Source organism: Nocardiopsis sp. N85, assembly GCF_028882275.1.
GTDB classification, from domain to species: domain Bacteria; phylum Actinomycetota; class Actinomycetes; order Streptosporangiales; family Streptosporangiaceae; genus Nocardiopsis; species Nocardiopsis lambiniae.
The window spans coordinates 40,350-56,535 of sequence record NZ_JARBUT010000004.1 but is presented as its reverse complement, the minus strand read 5'-3'; the positions used below and the strand labels follow the sequence as shown (position 1 = coordinate 56,535).

The 16,186-nt window shown below is 70.5% G+C and carries 10 protein-coding genes; 6 read left to right on the top strand and 4 right to left on the bottom strand.

Annotated elements, in window-relative coordinates; genetic code table 11:
- Positions 1-205: 205 nt before the first annotated feature.
- Entirely contained in the window at positions 206-535 is a 330-nt protein-coding gene (locus PWG71_RS07640; protein ID WP_274808851.1) for a hypothetical protein, read from the top strand.
- A gap of 678 nt (positions 536-1,213) precedes the next feature.
- Here the strand turns inward: PWG71_RS07640 and PWG71_RS07635 are convergent.
- From PWG71_RS07635 to PWG71_RS07625, 3 genes are all read right to left on the bottom strand, one after another.
- Positions 1,214-1,516, bottom strand: a complete 303-nt coding sequence (locus PWG71_RS07635) for a DUF6406 domain-containing protein (protein ID WP_274808850.1) — start codon at positions 1,514-1,516, stop codon at positions 1,214-1,216.
- A 154-nt stretch (positions 1,517-1,670) separates the two neighbouring features.
- The gene (gene secA2 / locus PWG71_RS07630) at positions 1,671-3,977 is read right to left on the bottom strand and encodes an accessory Sec system translocase SecA2 (RefSeq protein ID WP_274808849.1); all 2,307 of its coding nucleotides are present in this window, start codon (positions 3,975-3,977) and stop codon (positions 1,671-1,673) included.
- Positions 3,978-4,084: 107 nt separating this feature from the next.
- Positions 4,085-4,702: a GTP-binding protein gene (locus PWG71_RS07625; protein WP_274808848.1), complete on the bottom strand. Its 618-nt coding sequence runs from the start codon at positions 4,700-4,702 to the stop codon at positions 4,085-4,087.
- A gap of 717 nt (positions 4,703-5,419) precedes the next feature.
- On the opposite strand from PWG71_RS07625, the gene hisS reads away from it, so the two are divergent.
- From hisS to PWG71_RS07605, 4 genes are all read left to right on the top strand, one after another.
- Complete coding sequence (hisS, locus tag PWG71_RS07620; protein ID WP_274808847.1) at positions 5,420-6,772, top strand: histidine--tRNA ligase; 1,353 nt, start codon at positions 5,420-5,422, stop codon at positions 6,770-6,772.
- A gap of 175 nt (positions 6,773-6,947) precedes the next feature.
- Positions 6,948-9,401 (top strand): ATP-binding protein, encoded by a 2,454-nt coding sequence (locus PWG71_RS07615; RefSeq protein WP_274808846.1) that lies wholly within the window; start codon positions 6,948-6,950, stop codon positions 9,399-9,401.
- Positions 9,402-9,564: 163 nt separating this feature from the next.
- A complete protein-coding gene (locus tag PWG71_RS07610) occupies positions 9,565-12,111 on the top strand; it encodes a helix-turn-helix transcriptional regulator (RefSeq protein WP_274809089.1) in 2,547 nt (848 codons plus the stop codon).
- A 390-nt stretch (positions 12,112-12,501) separates the two neighbouring features.
- Positions 12,502-13,344 (top strand): AMP-binding protein, encoded by an 843-nt coding sequence (locus tag PWG71_RS07605; RefSeq protein ID WP_274808845.1) that lies wholly within the window; start codon positions 12,502-12,504, stop codon positions 13,342-13,344.
- Positions 13,345-13,369: 25 nt separating this feature from the next.
- On the opposite strand, the gene PWG71_RS07600 is transcribed toward PWG71_RS07605, so the two are convergent.
- Complete coding sequence (locus tag PWG71_RS07600) at positions 13,370-13,894, bottom strand: ATP-binding protein (protein WP_274808844.1); 525 nt, start codon at positions 13,892-13,894, stop codon at positions 13,370-13,372.
- A 639-nt stretch (positions 13,895-14,533) separates the two neighbouring features.
- Between PWG71_RS07600 and PWG71_RS07595 the strand changes: the two genes are divergently transcribed.
- Positions 14,534-16,120, top strand: a complete 1,587-nt coding sequence (locus PWG71_RS07595) for an ABC transporter substrate-binding protein (protein ID WP_274808843.1) — start codon at positions 14,534-14,536, stop codon at positions 16,118-16,120.
- Positions 16,121-16,186 lie beyond the last annotated feature (66 nt).

The window sequence follows — 16,186 nt, the reverse complement described above, 5'->3', positions numbered from 1 at the left end:
TCGTGCGGCTGCGGCGGCAACTGCCACTGAGCCCGGCACCCCTTCCCGGCGGGCTGTCCCTCCCCTTGGGGGCAGCCCGCTCACCGTTCCCCACGCCTTCGCCCCCGCGTTCACCCGATTGCCGTGTCGCGACATTCCGCCACGATGGGTATACGCTGAGTCACCAGATGTAGCTGCGCATCCACCCGTTGGGGGGAGATCGGCGATGCCGTTCACCAGGCCGACGCAAGGGACTGCCATCGAGCACGCGAAGTTGCTCCGGTGCGTCGAGGGCATCCGGGAACGCTCGGCGCGGGCGGTCCCCTGGGAACCGGACACGGTCGGGATACCCCCGGGCGGCTCCGACAGCGCGCTGGCCCGGATCAACGACGTCGCCTTCTACGCGAACGCGCGCAACGAGGTGTCGACCCTGGCGGGGGTGTGCGCGGAGCTGCTGCGACTGCACCACCCCCAGGACGAGGGGGGAGCGTGCGGGGGATGTCGCCAGATCTGGCCGTGCCCCACCTTCGAGGAGATCTCCCGCCTCCTGGCCTGACAAAGGCCGTCGCCCACCGGGTCGGGGCGCGATCCGATTCCGGCGGGCGACGATCCTTCTGAACCGGCCGTCCTTGGCGCCGGTGACCGAACCACCGGACGCCCTCACCGGGCCGGGCATGGCCAGAGCGTAATACTGGAACGCGTTCTACCGCAAGTCCCCGACAACGACCAAACCCTCCCGGTACATGGACTCTTCCCGAGAACATCCACTGGAACGGGTTCTGAACACCGAGCCGGATCGCGGACACGGCAGCGCCCCGATGGGGGTGAGGGGAAGACGCGAAGAAAAAGAGGGCCCCGCCGGAACGCGGGGGACGGTCAGGCCCAGGGGCGGGGGACAGCCCCTGGGGCCGACCGGGGGGCGACGGGCGCGGCATCCCCGACCGGGGCGCGCCCTGCCCGAACGACGGTAACGAGGCAGCGGTAACGCGAACACCCTCCTTCAGATAACCGGAACGTCTCGATTCGCCTCGACGCCGACCGAAAAGCCCGGGATGACCTGCGCCGGCATCGGGGCGCAACGTCACCGGACGCTCACCCGGAGAGAACGGGACCGGCATGGAAATCGGGAACCGCCACCCTCCGCGACCTTCATCGAAAAGGTTGCACGAGGTTGCGATTCCCGACTCAAGCAAACAAGGACGATCAACCCGGGGTGAACTCCCGGGCACTGTTCTCAACTAACGCGCGTGGCCAGCAGATAAGCGGAAGTGGACTCGGCATCGACGATATCGGTGACCCGCCAGACCTGGCCCCCGACACTGAACACATCGCCCACCCGGACATCGATCATCGGTGTGGGGCGCCACTCCTTGGGTCCGCCGATCTTGGCCACCGATCGGCCCGTCTCGTCGATCCAGAACTGGCCACCGCCCACCGGACCGCCGAGGAAGCGGTCGTTGCGTCCGTAACTGATCTTCTCCTGCGCGCCGATTTCGTGGACCACAGTGGATTCTGCCCCAACCGTCTCGGATTCCATAGAAAACGCAGCCATGTTAACCCGGCCGAGTCAATTGTGCATGGCGATTCGGCCTCCATGGAGGCTTTTCAGCAGAGTAGCCGACAAAAGTAAGTGCGGGCCGGGACCAAAGTCCCGACCCGCACCCGAAAAAAGAAGGAGGGTGATTCCGGGGTTACCGGCCCTTGCCCATCAGCCCCTTGACCCGCCCCGCCAGGGCCTCGATCGCCGAGCTGAACGGGTGGTCGTGGACCATGTACGTCCACGTCATCGACGGACGCTTGACGCCCACCGTGGAGACGTCGAGTTCGCCGTCCCGGACCTCCAGTTCGCCGAAGCTCTCCGCCGCCCGGGCGCGCGCCTCGTCCAGGAAGCCCTTGAAGACGGGCACCGCGTCGCGGTTGAACTCGTCCAAGGGGTCACGGCGCCCCAGGAAGCGCAGGTGGATACCCTCGCGCAGCTCCGCCAGGAAGGCGTTGTGGTCGGTCCAGCCGCGGTCCAGGTGGTACAGGGTGACGAGCCGGGCCGCCTCGGCGACCTTCTCCTCGCCCACCTCCTCGACCAGCGCTCCGTGCTCCTTCGGCCGGTCCTTCTTGACGTGCCGGTCGCCCTCGTCCCCGGAGAGGACCAGTTCGCGGTGTTCCAGGACCACGTCGCGCTGCACGTCGATGAGCTGGTTGTAGCGCCAGGTGTTGCGGTGTACCTCCAGCAGTTGCCCCTCGGCGACCCGCTGGGCGTGATCGACCATGGACAGCCAGGCCGGGTCGGTGATCTCGCCGTGGTCGTCGGTGGTGTAACCGGAGGTCTCCGAGGCGTTGTTGACCACCAGGTCGTCGTCCATGCTGACGAAGAACATCGAGTCGCCCGGGTCGCCCTGGCGGCCGGCGCGGCCGCGCAACTGGCCGTCGAGGCGGCTGCTCGGGTAGCGGCCGAAGCCCATCACGTACAGACCACCGGCCTCGACCACGCGTTCGCGGTCGGCCATGTCGCTGCCGCCCAACCGGATGTCGGTACCGCGGCCGGCCATCTGGGTCGAGACGGTGATGGCACCGTACGTGCCCGCCTCGGCGATGACGGCGGCCTCGTCGGCGTCGTTCTTGGCGTTGAGGACCACGCACTCCAGGCCGGCCTTGCGCAGCCGGTCGGCCAACCGCTCGGACTCGGCCACGTCCTGGGTGCCGATGAGGATGGGACGCCCCGTGGCGTGCACCTCCGCGACCTCCGCGAGGAGCGCGTCCTCCTTCTCCTCGCGCGTGGCGTGGAGGTGGGTGCCGTGGTCCTCCCGGACGTTCGGCTTGTTGGAGGGGATGACGGCGACCTCCAGCTCGTAGAACTCGCGGAGCTGGTCGGCGACGGCCATCGCGGTACCGGTCATGCCGGCCCGGGTCGGGTAGCGCAGGATCAACGACTGGACGGTGATGGAGTCCAGCACCTCGCCGGTCTCGCTGACCGCGACCTTCTCCTTGGCCTCGACCGCCGCCTGGAGGCCGTCGGGCCAACGCTGGAGCAGGGCGATACGGCCGCGGGACTCGTTGATGATCCGGACCTCGCCGTCGCGCACCACGTAGTGCACGTCGCGCTGGAGCAGCACGTGGGCGTGCAGCGCCAGGTTGACCTGGGGCAGGAGCGAGGACTCCTCCTCCGAGTCCGCGTACAGGTCCACGCCGCCCAGCGCCTTCTCCACCACGTCGATGCCGGCGTCGGTGAGCTGGACGTTGCGGCCCTCGGAGTCGATCTCGTAGTGGAGACGCGGCTTGAGGACGCGTACGACGTCGGCCATCTCCACGTCGGCGTCGACCCGCTCGGCCGCGCCGGCCAGGACCAGCGGAACCCGGGCCTCGTCGACGAGCACGGAGTCGGCCTCGTCGATGATGGCGATGTGGGGTGCGGGAACGACCCGGTCGGCGACGTCGGTGACCATGCGGTCGCGCAGGACGTCGAAGCCCAGTTCGCTGACCGGGGCATAGGTGACGTCACAGGAGTAGGCGTCACGCCGTTCCGCGGTCGTGGACTCCTCGGTGATCCACCCGACGGTGACGCCGAGCATGTCGTAGAGCGGTTTCATCCACTCCGCGTCACGGCGGGCCAGATAGTCGTTGACACTCATGACGTGGACGCGCCGGCCGCGCAGGGCGAAGCCCGCCGCGGCCAGGGCACCGGTCAGGGTCTTGCCCTCACCGGTGGCCATCTCCGCGACGTGACCGTCGAGCAGGGCCATGACGCCCAGCAACTGCACGTCGAAGGGACGCTCGTCGAGGGCGCGCCGGGCCGCCTCGCGGCCGACCGCGCAGAGCGACACGAGGTCGTCGCGTCCGTAGGGGAGGTCGGCGTTGCCGAGTTCGATGGCCTTGTCCGTCAGCTCGGTGTCGTCGAGCTCACGCAGACCATCCTCCTCGGCCTCGATCGCCGACAGGAGCTTGGTATAAGGCCGCAGATCCACCGCGCCGGGCTTACCCAGCAGACGGCGCACGCTTTCCGCCATTCGTCCGAACACCCCCACAGGGTAACGCCGGACACACACCTCACAAGACCCCGAACGCACACGTTCGGGGAACCGGCCGCACGGACCGGCCGGCCGGCCGGTCCGGATCAGTAGACGAGTTGGCGTCGGCCGCGTTGGCGGGCCTCCACCGCCATGGCGTGTTTGACGAGGGTGACGAGCACCCGCACGACGGACTTGCGGTCACGGGCGTCACAGCGCACGACCGGGACGTCGGGGGTGAGGTCGAGGGCGTCGCGCAGTTCCTCCGCGCTGTAGAGCCCCTCGGGGTCGAACTCGTTGACGGCGACGACGAAGGGCAACCGGTACTGGCGCTCGAAGTAGTCCAGCGCCTGGAAGGTGTCCTCCAATCTGCGGGTGTCGGCCAGGATCACCGCCCCCAGGGCCCCGCGCACCAGGTCGTCCCACATGAACCAGAACCGTTGCTGCCCGGGCGTTCCGAACAGGAACAGGGTCAGGTCGGTGTCCAGTGAGATGCGGCCGAAGTCCATCGCCACCGTCGTACTGGTCTTGTCCGGAGTGTGCGAGAGGTCGTCGACCCCGGCACTGGCCGCGGTGACCGCGGCCTCGGTGCGCACCGGCGGGATCTCCGAGACGGCACCGACGAACGTGGTCTTACCGACGCCGAAGCCGCCGGCGATGATGATCTTCGTCGACAGTGCGCCGGGGGCGTGGACATCGTTCGTGCTTTTGGCTGGATCGATCACAGTTAGTCCTAGCGAGAGTGCCGGGGCCGAACGAACGGATGGGACTCGGACGGCCCGGTCTTTCGAGGGGCACGGCGCTCTCGGGTCCGATACCCCCGCGAGGGTCGCCGCTCCTGGAACCTAACACCGGACGGCCGTTTTGGACGGCGTTTTGGCACAGTGGTGGCGCGGGTCCGCTTTCTCACATCATCGGAGGGACGGATCCCGGGCAGGACGAAGGACCATCGGACCTCTGAAGGAGGCTCGATGGCGGTGCGTTCCCTTCCGGGAACCGAGCGTGATCATGCAAGCACACTCCCCTACCCCGGGGGAGGGACTTTACGACATTGTGAGCGACCGTTTTCGGCCGCTTTCGGCCGCGCCGATCCCTGTCCGGCACCGTCCACTGCGTCTACGGTGGAGGCAGGGCTCCCGCATGACGTACGCGGTCGCGGAACCGACTCCTGGCACGAGCACCCGACCGCCCCGCGAGAGCCGTCGGCGACGTCCCCGGACGCGACCGGCCACCGACGTCTCGCTCTTCGGCGTCGGAGTGGTCGTCACCGGTCCCGATCGTTCGCCGGAGCCCCACCGGCCCACAACCGTCCACGTGGGCCGGTGGTGGCCATGCCCGGATCCCCGACACACGCCCCGGTCGGTCGTTAGGATGGGCACGCCTCCGTTCCGTCTCGCGAGGCGTCCTTCCCGATACGACTTCCAGGGAGCCGAGAACCCCGCATGTCCGATCAGCGCGTCGTCCGCCCCGCCCCCATCAGTGGCTTCCCCGAATGGACCCCTCGGGTCCGGGCCGTGGAGCAGCGCTGGCTGGACCATATCCGCGCCGGATTCGAGTCCTTCGGCTTCGCGTCCGTGGAGACCCCGTCCGTGGAGAACCTGGACGTGCTGATGGCCAAGGGCGAGACCTCACAGGAGGTCTACACCCTGCACCGCCTCCAAGCCGACCCCAAGGACGAATCCGATGCCAGGCTGGGGTTGCACTTCGACCTGACGGTGCCCTTCGCCCGGTACGTCGCCCAGCACTTCAACGAGTTGACGTTCCCGTTCAAGCGCTACCAGATGCAGCGCGTGTGGCGGGGCGAACGACCGCAGGAGGGGCGTTTCCGCGAGTTCACCCAGTGCGACATCGACGTCATCAACGTCGACTCCGTACCGCTGCACTTCGATGCCGAGCTGCCGCGCATCGTGCACCGGGTGCTCAGCGGCCTGGACATCCCGGCCTGGACGCTCAACGTCAACAACCGCAAGGTCCTCCAGGGCTTCTACGAGGGTCTGGGCGTCAAGGACCCGATCACGGTCATCCGCGCCGTGGACAAGCTCCACAAGATCGGCGACGACGGGGTCCGGGCGATCCTGGTCGAGGCCGGGCTGACCGACGACCAGGCCGGGGCCTGCCTCGCGCTGGCCCGGATCCGCGGCACCGGCGCGGACGTACCCGCCCGGGTGCGTGACCTGGGCGTGTCCTCACCCCTCCTGGAGGAGGGGCTGGAGGAGCTGACGTTCGTCATGGACGACCTGGCCGACCTGCCCGAGGGCGCGGTGGTGGCGGACCTGTCGATCGCGCGCGGGCTGGACTACTACACCGGCACGGTCTACGAGGCGTCCTTCGACGACGACCCCGACTACGGCAGCATCTGCGCGGGCGGCCGCTACGAGGACCTGGCCGGGCAGTTCATCCGGCGCAGGCTGCCGGGTGTGGGCATCTCCATCGGCCTGACCCGGATCTTCGCCAAGCTCGTCGCCGAGGGCCGGATCGAGGGCGGCCGGGTCTGCCCGACCGACGTCATGGTGGTGGTGCCCGACGCCGAGCGTCGTCGCGAGGCCCTGGCCACGGGTGAGCTGCTGCGCTCGCGCGGGTTCAACACCGAGGTGTTCCACTCCACCGCCAAGGTCGGCAAGCAGATCCAGTACGCCTCGAAGAAGGGCATCCCCTTCGTGTGGTTCCCGCCCTTCGACGAGGACGGCGACCACGAGGTCAAGGACATGGGCAGCGGGGAACAGGCGGCCGCCGACCCGGCGACCTGGACCCCGACCGGCGGCCCGGAAGGCGGCCCGGAAGGCGGCACAGAGTAGCCGCTCCGCGACGCGGAAGCGACCGGCATGGGCGGTTTCCGACCGCTCATGCCGGAACCGGCCATTCCCGGGACAGGTTCGGGTACGGGATGCGACACTGATGAAAGCTGTTCTCCGCGCCCGGGTCCGGACCGATCCGTGTCGTGGGCCGTTCGGTGCCCTAGTAATCGAGGCCATGTCTCCTCCTCGCCACAACCTGCCCCTGTCCGCCGGCGAGTTCATCCGCTTCGTCGGCCGTGAACGCGACATCGTCGATCTGGGCCGCCTGCTGGGCACCGCCCGGATGGTCACGCTGACCGGGACCGGCGGGATCGGCAAGACCAGGCTGGCCCTGCACCTGGCCGAGCGGGTGATACGCCGGTTCCCCGACGGGGTGCGCTTCGTCGATCTGAGCGAGGCCTCCACCGAGGACCAGGTGCTGCGCGCCGTGGCCGGGGTCCTCCAGGCGGTCGAGGACGACGCCCGCACGATGACCGACGCCGTCATCACCGCGCTGCGCACCCAGAGCCTGCTGCTGTTCCTGGACACCTGTGAGCACGCCGTCGACGCGATCGGCCGGCTGTGCCGGGCGGTGCTGCGCGACTGTCCCCGGGTGCGGATCCTGACCACCAGCCGGCAGCCGCTGCACGTGCCCGAGGAGAGCATCTGGCGGGTGCCCCCGCTGTCGTTGCCCGCCCGGCCCACCCCCACCGACCCCTACTCCGCCGACCCGGCCCCGCTGCCCCGGCGCGACGCCCAGCGCTACGAGTCCGTGCGTCTGTTCGTCACCCGGGCGCACGCCGCCCGCTCCGGGTTCGAGATGACCCGGGAGAACTCCGGCTACATCGCCGAGATCTGTCGACTGCTCGACGGCATGCCGTTGGCCATCGAACTGGCCGCGGCACGTGTACGGGTGCTGTCGGTGCAACAGATCCTGCGCCGCCTGGACGACCGGTTCCAGCTGCTCACCAGCGACGGATCCGGCGGTCTGCCGCCGCGTCAGCGCACGCTGCGGGCGGTCCTGGAGTGGAGCCACGACCTGCTGAGCGAGCCGGAGCGGGCGTTGCTGCACCGGTTGTCGGTGTTCGGGACCTGGTACCTGGAGGCCGCCGAGGACGTGTGCTCGGGCGACGGGGTCGACCCGGCGGACATCCTGCCGCTGCACTTCTCGCTCTTGGACAAGTCCCTCATCGTGGTGGACGCCGAGATCGAGGGCACCGCCCACTACCGGCTCACCGAGACCGTGCGCGCCTACGCGGCCGAGCACCTGGCCGAGGGCGGCGGCGAGGACGAACGCTGGGCCCGCTACCTGGAGTTCTGCGTCTCCCGGTTGGAGGAGGCCGCCGAGAACTCCCGCTCCCCGTTGGGCTGGCCCGAGCGGCTGGCCCATCTGCGCCTGTTGGACCATCACCGGGAGAACCACGCCCGGGTGGTGACGTGGGCCCTCTCGCGGGGCCGTGTGGACGAGGCGCTTCGGGTGTGCGTGGCGCTGCGCCCCTACTGGCTGGTGCGCGACCTGGCCGCCGAGGGCGGCCGTGTCCTGGAGACGGTGCTGGCCGCCGACCCCGACGGGCAGTCGCCCTGGCTGCGGGCGCGGGCCCTGGCCCTCCAGGCCGAGCTGCGTCTGGACGTGGACGTGGCCCCGCGGGTGTCCACTCTGGCCATGTGCGCCTTGGAGGCGGCACGGGCCTGCCGGGAGGCGGGCGCCGCGGCCTCCGCCCTGGCCACCATGGCGGCGCTGGCGCTGCGCACCAACGCCCTGGAGGAGGGTCTCGGTCACGCCGAGCGCGCTCTGGCCTGGGCCGAGCAGGCCGGCGATCCGCTCACCGAGGCGACCGCCTTGGGCGTGCTGGCCCAGCTGGCCCGGCGACGCGGGGAACCCGATCGCGCCGTGGAGCACCTGCGGCACTGCATCGAGCTGGGTGAGAAGCTGCACGACCGGTGGAGCGTGGCGCGCTCCCTGCACGTGTTGGGGTCGATCGCCGCCGAACAGGACGACTTCGAACGGGCCCGCGAGCTGTTCGCCGAGGCACTGACGGTGTTCGAGGAACTGGGGGCGGCCCCGGCCACCGCGCACTGTTCGCGCGAACTGGGCCGGCTCTACCTCGCCGAGGGGCGGATCCTGGAGGCGCGCGAGCCCCTGGCCTCGTGCCTGCGGGTGAGCTTCACCTCCGGGCAGCGCATCGCGGTGGCCCGGGCGATGGAGGCGCTGGGCGAGCTGGCCCTGGCCGAGGAGGAGGCCGAACGGGCCGCCGCCCTGGCGGGGGTGGCCGCCGACCTGCGGACCGCGCTGGACCGGCCCTCGGCGGAGACGGTCCGATTGCGCTCGGCCGTGGAACGACGGGTGGGGTCGGCGCGGACCGTCAACGCCTGGAACGCCTGGCGGTCGCTGCCGTTGGAACAGGTGCGGGATCGGGCCCTGGCCTTCCCCCGGGTCTCGGACCGCCCGGCCGAACCGGTCACCCTCACCCCCCGGGAACGGGAGATCGCCGAACTCGCCGAGCAGGGGCTGTCCAATCGGGAGATCGCCGATCGGCTCACCATCAGTCAGGCCACCGCGGCCCGACATATAGCGAACATCTTCAGAAAACTCTCGATTTCGTCCCGAACACAGCTGACCGGCTGGACTTCCGCCCAAGAACGGACATAAGCGGCCCGGTGCCCCCTCGGCGCACTTGCACACAGCGCGCGCAGGCGCTAAGACAGAGATTCCCGGCACCTCCCCCGATGAAGAAGTCCCCCTTGCCACCATGACCCCCCGACCACGGTGAGGACCTCCCCGACCGCCCCGACATGTGAAGGCCATGGCACCTTTGACCGCGCCCGCGCGGCACAACCTCCCTCGGCCGGGCACCGGCTTCGTGGGCCGCGAGCGGGACCTGAGCAGCCTGCTCCGGCTGCTCGACTCCAGCCGCTCGGTGACCCTGTGCGGCACCGAGGGGATCGGCAAGACCCGGTTGGCGCTGCGCGTGGCCGAACAGTCCACCGCGGCGTTCCCCGACGGGGTGTGGCTGGCGGACCTGACCGACGCGCACACCTCCCTGGAGGTCCACGCCCGGGTGGCGCACGCCGTGGGCGTGATCGAGGAACCGGGGCAGCCGTTGGCGACCACGGTGGTCGAGGCGCTGCGCGACCGTCGGTTGTTGTTGGTGTTGGACTCCTGTGGTCACGTCGCCGAAGCGGTGACGGAGATCGGGGAGACCCTGCTGGCCTGCTGCCCCGAGGTGTCGGTGCTGATCACCGCGCTGGATCCGGTCCGGCTGTCGGGCGGGACGGTGTGGCGGATGACGCCCATGGCGCTGCCGGTGGCCGCGCGCAACGCGCCTCCCCCCGACCCGGGGGACTCCGAGGCGGTGCGGTTGTTCCTGGACCGGGCCCGGATCCGCGATCCCCGCTTCTCCGCGTCTCCCGACGAACTGGAGACCGCGGCGGTGCTGTGCGACCTCGCCGGCGGGGTCCCGTTGGGCATCGAGGTGCTCGGCGGGAGCGTTCCCGGTGTCGGCCCGGCCGGACTCGCCGAGAGCCTGCGCACGCACCTGGCCTCCCCCGAGTTCCGACCGGGACCGGGTCAGGCGGTCTCGCGCAGCGAGGTGCTGCCGATCGTGCTCGACTTCGTCTACCGCGCCCTGCCCGAACCCGAACGCGTGCTGTTGCGCCGTCTGTCGGTGTTCCGGGGCTGGGACCTGGAGTCGGCCGAGCAGGTGTGCACCGGTGACGACCTGGCCGAGACCGAGGTCCTGGACCTGCTGGCGTCCCTGCTGAACCGGTCGCTCATCACCATCACCGGTGAGTTCGAGGGCCGGTTGCGATACCGGCTGCCCGAGGCGTTGCGGTCGTTCGCCGCCGAGCGGCTGGTCGAGGCCGACGAGGACGAGACGTTCCGGGAACGCCTGCTGGACCGGATGTCGCGCTTGGCCGAGGACCTGGGCCACAAGTTGGAGTCGAGCCGGTCGATGCCCTGGAGCGAACGCGACTCCGGGCGGCGCCGGGTGGTCGCCGAGTACGACACGTTGCGCTCGCTGCTGCGGTGGGCCCACCGCGAGGGCAGGGCCGAGGCGGGGCTGCGTCTGGCGGCGAGCCTGGTGGCGCACTGGGTGAGCCACCACGACTACTCCGAGGGCGCCCACCTCATGGACCTGCTTTTGGGGATGGACGAGGCGGACAAGGCGCCCTCCCGGGCGCGCGCCCTGGTGGGCCGGGCCCAGTTGGCGCGGGTGCGTCGCGACCACGCCCTGGCGTTGTCCCTGGGCGAGGAGGGCCTGCGGCTGTGCCGTGAGTCCGGCGACGAGGTCTTCGTGCGCACCGCCCTGAACCTGTTGGCCCTGGTGGAGGTACGTGAGCGGGTGCCCGACCAGGCCGCGGTACGGGTGGAGGAGGCCCTGCGGCTGTGCCGTGAGTCCGGCGACCTGTGGGGCGAGGCGATCGCCCTGGGCACCCGGGGCGCGTTGGCCGCCCAACAGGACGATCACCAGACCGCCGACCAGCACTACAACGCGGCGCTGACCCTCCTGCGCGGGATCGATCACCGGTGGGGCGTGGGCGTCACCCTCATCGGTCAGGCCCGGGCCGCCGAACTGGGCGGGGACCTGGTGACGGCGGACCGCTGCTACCGGGAGGCGCTGGACACCCAGCGACTGATCGGCGCCCCCGCCGAGGAGGCGCGCTGCCTGGCCGGCATCGGTCGGGTGGCGCACGCCCAGGAGCGGATCGGTCAGGCCTACGATTACCTGAGCGAGGGTCTGCTGCTCTCCCACGCGAGCGGGCAGCGCGCGGAGGTGGGGCGGGCGCTGATCTCGATCGCCCGGGTCGCCTTCGATTCGGGCATGCGCGACCCGGCCTGTCGGTTGGCCGGAGCGGCCGTGCAGATGCGCGAGCAGCTGGGGTTGCCGACGCACCCGGCCCCATGGCCGTTCGCCGAGGTCGAGCGGGCACGGCGGCGCAGGCGCCGGCTGGTCGCCCTCTGGGAGCAGGGGCGCGCCCTGGGCACGGCCGAGGCGGTACGGGAGGCCGAACGACTGTCCGAGGAGGGCAGGCGACCGCCGGCGCGGCGCGGCGCCCCCTCCGCCGGTGGTGGCCCTGAGCGGCCCCGGCGCTCGAACGCCCGGACGACCCGGCCGAAACCGACCCCGACCCCGCCGCCCCCTCCGGAGACGACACCTCCGCAGGAGCGGTTGACGCGGCGGGAGCTGGAGGTCGCCCGATTGGTGAGCAAGGGCGGGAGCAACCCGGAGATCGCCCGGGCACTGTTCATCACCCCGGCCACGGCGGCCCGGCACATCGCCAACATCAACCGGAAGATGGGCTTCCACTCGCGCACGCAGATCGCCGCGTGGATGGACAGCCACGGAGACCAGACCTGACGGTTCCCCCGAAACCCCCGCGAAGGGGGTGTCGTACTCTCCTGCGCACCGAATCTACATATGCATCTGCATAGCAATATGCATGTGCATCCGACCGTGTACGCGCTAGTCTTCAAGCCATGGGACGCACGCACTCCTGGCACCTCGGTGGCACGTCGGCGCGCGTTCCGAGAACGGCCGTCGGGCCCGGACCGAACCTCGGATCCCGGCGGACCGTCGGCTCCGGGGGGATTCCCGGGGCCGGTGGGAACCCGCATCGCCGCGAGGTGGAACCTGGGGAGGGACCTCGCTCGGACCGGTCGGTGCGGCGCCGCCGGGCTCGCCACGTGGAGGGGGCGTGACGAGCCCGGATGGCGGTACCACCGTCACCAGGGTGAACTGGGGGAACGCATGGGGGTAGGACTGTCTTCTGGAACCGGACGACCTGGGCGTCATCTGCCGCGCAGGGACGACCCCATCGGCTCATTGACCGGCGGTCTGTGCGAACGCCTCAGACTGCGACCCGGCCGCGGAGGGACCATCCGCGCCGAGGGGCGTCGCGTGGACGCGCTCGCCTTCGCCGCCACGGTGGAGCGGGCCGCCTCGGGTCTGAGCCAGCGAGGTCTGTGCCTGGGGGACGTGGTCGGCGTGCTGGCCCCGGTCTCACCGGACCGGTTCCTGGCCACCTACACCGTGATGGCGGTGGGCGGCCGGGCACTGCCCCTGTCCCCCGCATCCGATCCCGACGTCCAGTGCGCGGCCTTGGCCGAGACCGACGCCAGGCTGCTGATGGTGAGCGCCGATCTGGCGCCCGCGGCGCTGGAGCTGGCCGAACGGTCGCGGGTGCGGCAGGTCATCTCGTTCGGTGACGCCCTGGGCACCACGCCGTTCGAGGACTTGTTGCGCCCGAGCCCCGACGGCACCGGGTACAGCCCTTCGCGCGGCCTGTTCGACAACGGCATCCTGGGCTATGAGGAGACCGGCGCGGGGTTGTTGACGACGCTGTACCCGCACAGCGACCTCATGGCGCGGTTCGTCGCCCTGCGCGAGCGGTTGGAGCTGACCGCCGAGGACGTGGTCGCCGTGGACGAACGCGGTGAGGAGGCCACCCGGGTGGCGCTGGTGGCGCTGGCGCTGTGGACCGGGGCCTGTGTGATGACGGGGTCGCGATGCCCGACCCCGGAGGGGCGCCGGGTGACGGTGCGCTGCTTCCCCGAGCCGGAGCGCGTCGCCGCTCCGGGACTGCCCGTCTGAGTCCCGCCCGTCCTGGTCTCGCCCCTCAGAGGGCTTCTTCGTCGAGGGACAGGGCCGGTTCGAGGTCGTCGATCTCGAACCAGGCCACGTGGGTCGCCTCGCTCCAGTACTCGCCGCTGCGGCTGGCGCAGCTGTCGATGATGAGCTTGCCGCGGCCGAAGTCGTCGCCGTCGTCACGGGTGTGGCCGCCCTCGCCGGAGCGCTCGCCCTGATCGGCGATGGCGACGCGGAGGCGTCCCCCGTCGGAGCGGATGAACAGCGTCATGACGCCGCCGCTCTGTCCCGAGCGCGAGTGCAGCAGCGCGTTGGTGGCCAGTTCACTGACGGCCAGTTCGGCGTCGTCGAGCACGTTCTCGGAGTGGCCCATGCCGGCGAGGAACTCGCGCACGCGGGCCCGCACGGAGCGGACCGCGGTCAGGTTGCCCGCGCAGCTCCACACGGTGTGGTCGGTGGCTCCCCCGATGAGGTCCCCGCCCTCGATCGAAGTCGGCGTCGTGCTCTCGGGTACCTCTGCGGGCACGTATTCCCGGAGTTGCCTCGCCTCAGCCATCCGGTCACTCCAATCACCCGCGACGGGCGCGCGGGTTGCGCCGCCTGCACTCACCTTAGACAAGGGTGTGCCGAGTCCAGCACAGCACACCCGCGTTCGCGCTGTCGGGGATTGGCCACAAAACCCCGTCCCGTGTCCTCCCCGATGGAGACAAAGGAAACAGTCCGGACCCCAGGGAGGGCCATGTGACATGCAACACGTTGGCAATGCCTGCAAAGGCGTGCGCCATGTCACCTACCCCCATCCAAGAAATCCAACGAATCAACCATCAAAGCAACAAGACCACTAAAACGGAAAATAATTAATTTAAACACCACGTTTTCACTTCCGAGCGACATCGATACGGACACGACCCCCAGGCCCGGGGAAGGGCCGTCGGGGTCGCCCCGCCGGGTCTCCCCCGCCACGGAGCGCCGCGCCGGATCCCCGGGAAACCCCTGGCACAAGGCGTTCTCCCACTTCGCGCGCGCCCCCGTCGATCCGTCATTCTCCGCGAGAACGACCCCCGGGCGCCTTGTTTGACGGCCCCGAGCCGGGACGACAAGGATCTGGCGATACCGGTTCCGCCCCTCCCCCGGTCCCCCCGCGCCCCCCGGAGGGTCGGCTCCGAACGATCCCCGAACCCCACGAGGTGCCCCCGTGCCATCCCAGCCCGACCACACCCCCGCCCCCAGTCGCCGTACCCTCCTCAAGTTCTCGGCGGCCGGCGCGGCCGTCGCCCCGGTCCTGGCCGCCTGCGGCGGCTCCGACGGGAACGGGGGCGGTGGCGGCGGAGAGCCCCGTCAGGGCGGGCGGCTGAGCGTCGGCGTCGCGGGCGGGGGCGTCAACGACACCCTGGACGCGCACGACCCCACCGACAACGTCGACATCGCCCGCAACTTCGCCCTGTACGCCTCCCTGGTCCGCTACGCCAAGGACGGCACCATCGAGAACCACCTGGCCGAGTCCCTGGAGTCCAACGAGGACGGCACCGAGTGGACCGTCGTCCTCAAGGAGGGGCTGACCTTCCACGACGGTTCCCCCGTGACCGCCGACTCCGTGGTCTTCTCCCTGCGACGCATCCTGGACCCGGAGAACCCGCAGCGCGGTGCCGGGGACCTCGCCGGGGTGGACGCCGACGGGTTGACCGCCACGGACGAGCGGACCGTGACGATCCCCTGTGTCGAACCCGCCGTCACCCTGCCCGAGGCGCTCGCCGAGTACTACAACTGCGTGGTCCCCGAGGGGTACGACCCGCGGGAGCCCATCGGGTGCGGGCCCTTCAAGGTCGCGGAGTTCGTGGCCGGGGAGTACAGCGTGTTCGAGCGGCACGAGGGCTACCACGAAGAGGGCCTGCCCTACGTCGACGAGCTGGAGATCGTCGACTTCCCGTCCGACGACGCCCGCGTCAACGCCCTCAACAGCGGCAGTGTCGACCTCATCAGCCAGGTGCCGCACGCGCAGGTGCCGATCATCGAGGCCGACCCGGACCTGGGCGTGATGGAGTCCGAGACCGGGATGTGGCTGCCCTTCACCATGCGGGTGGACACCGCGCCCTTCGACGACGTGCGGGTGCGTCAGGCCTTCCGCCTCATCGTGGACCGCCAGGAGATGATCGACCAGGCCCTGTCCGGGTACGGGCAGGTCGGCAACGACATGTACGCGCGGATGGACCCCTCCTATCCCGAGGACCTGCCCCAGCGCGAGCAGGACATCGCCGAGGCGAAGCGGCTGCTGGCCGACGCCGGCCACGGGGACGGCCTGGAGGTGGAGCTGGTCACCTCCGACATCAGCGCCGGTGTGGTCGCCGCCGCCGAGGTCTTCCAGGAGCAGGCGCGCGAGGCCGGGGTCACCGTGAACCTGCGGCGGGTCAACCCCGGCGAGTACTGGAACGAGGAGGAGGGCTTCCCCTACCCGTTCGGCCAGGACTTCTGGAGCGCGCGCAACTACATCACCCAGACCGCCCAGGGGTCGGTCGTGGGCGCCCCCTACAACGAGACCATGTGGGGCGAGCACGAGGAGTGGCTCGGCCACCTGGAGGAGGCCCGCCGCACCGCCGACCTCGACGCGCGCAACGAGCTCATCCGCGAGGCCCAGGAGATCGAGTACGAGGAGGGCGGCTACATCGTCTGGGGGTTCGTCAACCTGCTCGACGCCCACCACGTGTCCGTCCACGGGTTGGAGCCCGCCGTCTCCGGGCACCCGCTGGGCTCGTACGCCTTCCACACCCTCTGGAAGGACGCGTGACCGTGTCCCCTCGGTACTCCGCCTCGCTTCGGCCCGCTTCTCGGCGCCCGGGGAACGGGAACCCCG

Excerpts from the sequence above, each read along its gene's own strand:
- PWG71_RS07605 (WP_274808845.1), top strand. The coding sequence starts at position 12,502 with ATGGGGGTAGGACTGTCTTCTGGAACCGGACGACCTGGGCGTCATCTG.
- secA2 (WP_274808849.1), bottom strand. The coding sequence starts at position 3,977 with ATGGCGGAAAGCGTGCGCCGTCTGCTGGGTAAGCCCGGCGCGGTGGAT.
- PWG71_RS07600 (WP_274808844.1), bottom strand. The coding sequence starts at position 13,894 with ATGGCTGAGGCGAGGCAACTCCGGGAATACGTGCCCGCAGAGGTACCC.
- hisS (WP_274808847.1), top strand. The coding sequence starts at position 5,420 with ATGTCCGATCAGCGCGTCGTCCGCCCCGCCCCCATCAGTGGCTTCCCC.
- PWG71_RS07635 (WP_274808850.1), bottom strand. The coding sequence starts at position 1,516 with ATGGAATCCGAGACGGTTGGGGCAGAATCCACTGTGGTCCACGAAATC.
- PWG71_RS07615 (WP_274808846.1), top strand. The coding sequence starts at position 6,948 with ATGTCTCCTCCTCGCCACAACCTGCCCCTGTCCGCCGGCGAGTTCATC.
- PWG71_RS07640 (WP_274808851.1), top strand. The coding sequence starts at position 206 with ATGCCGTTCACCAGGCCGACGCAAGGGACTGCCATCGAGCACGCGAAG.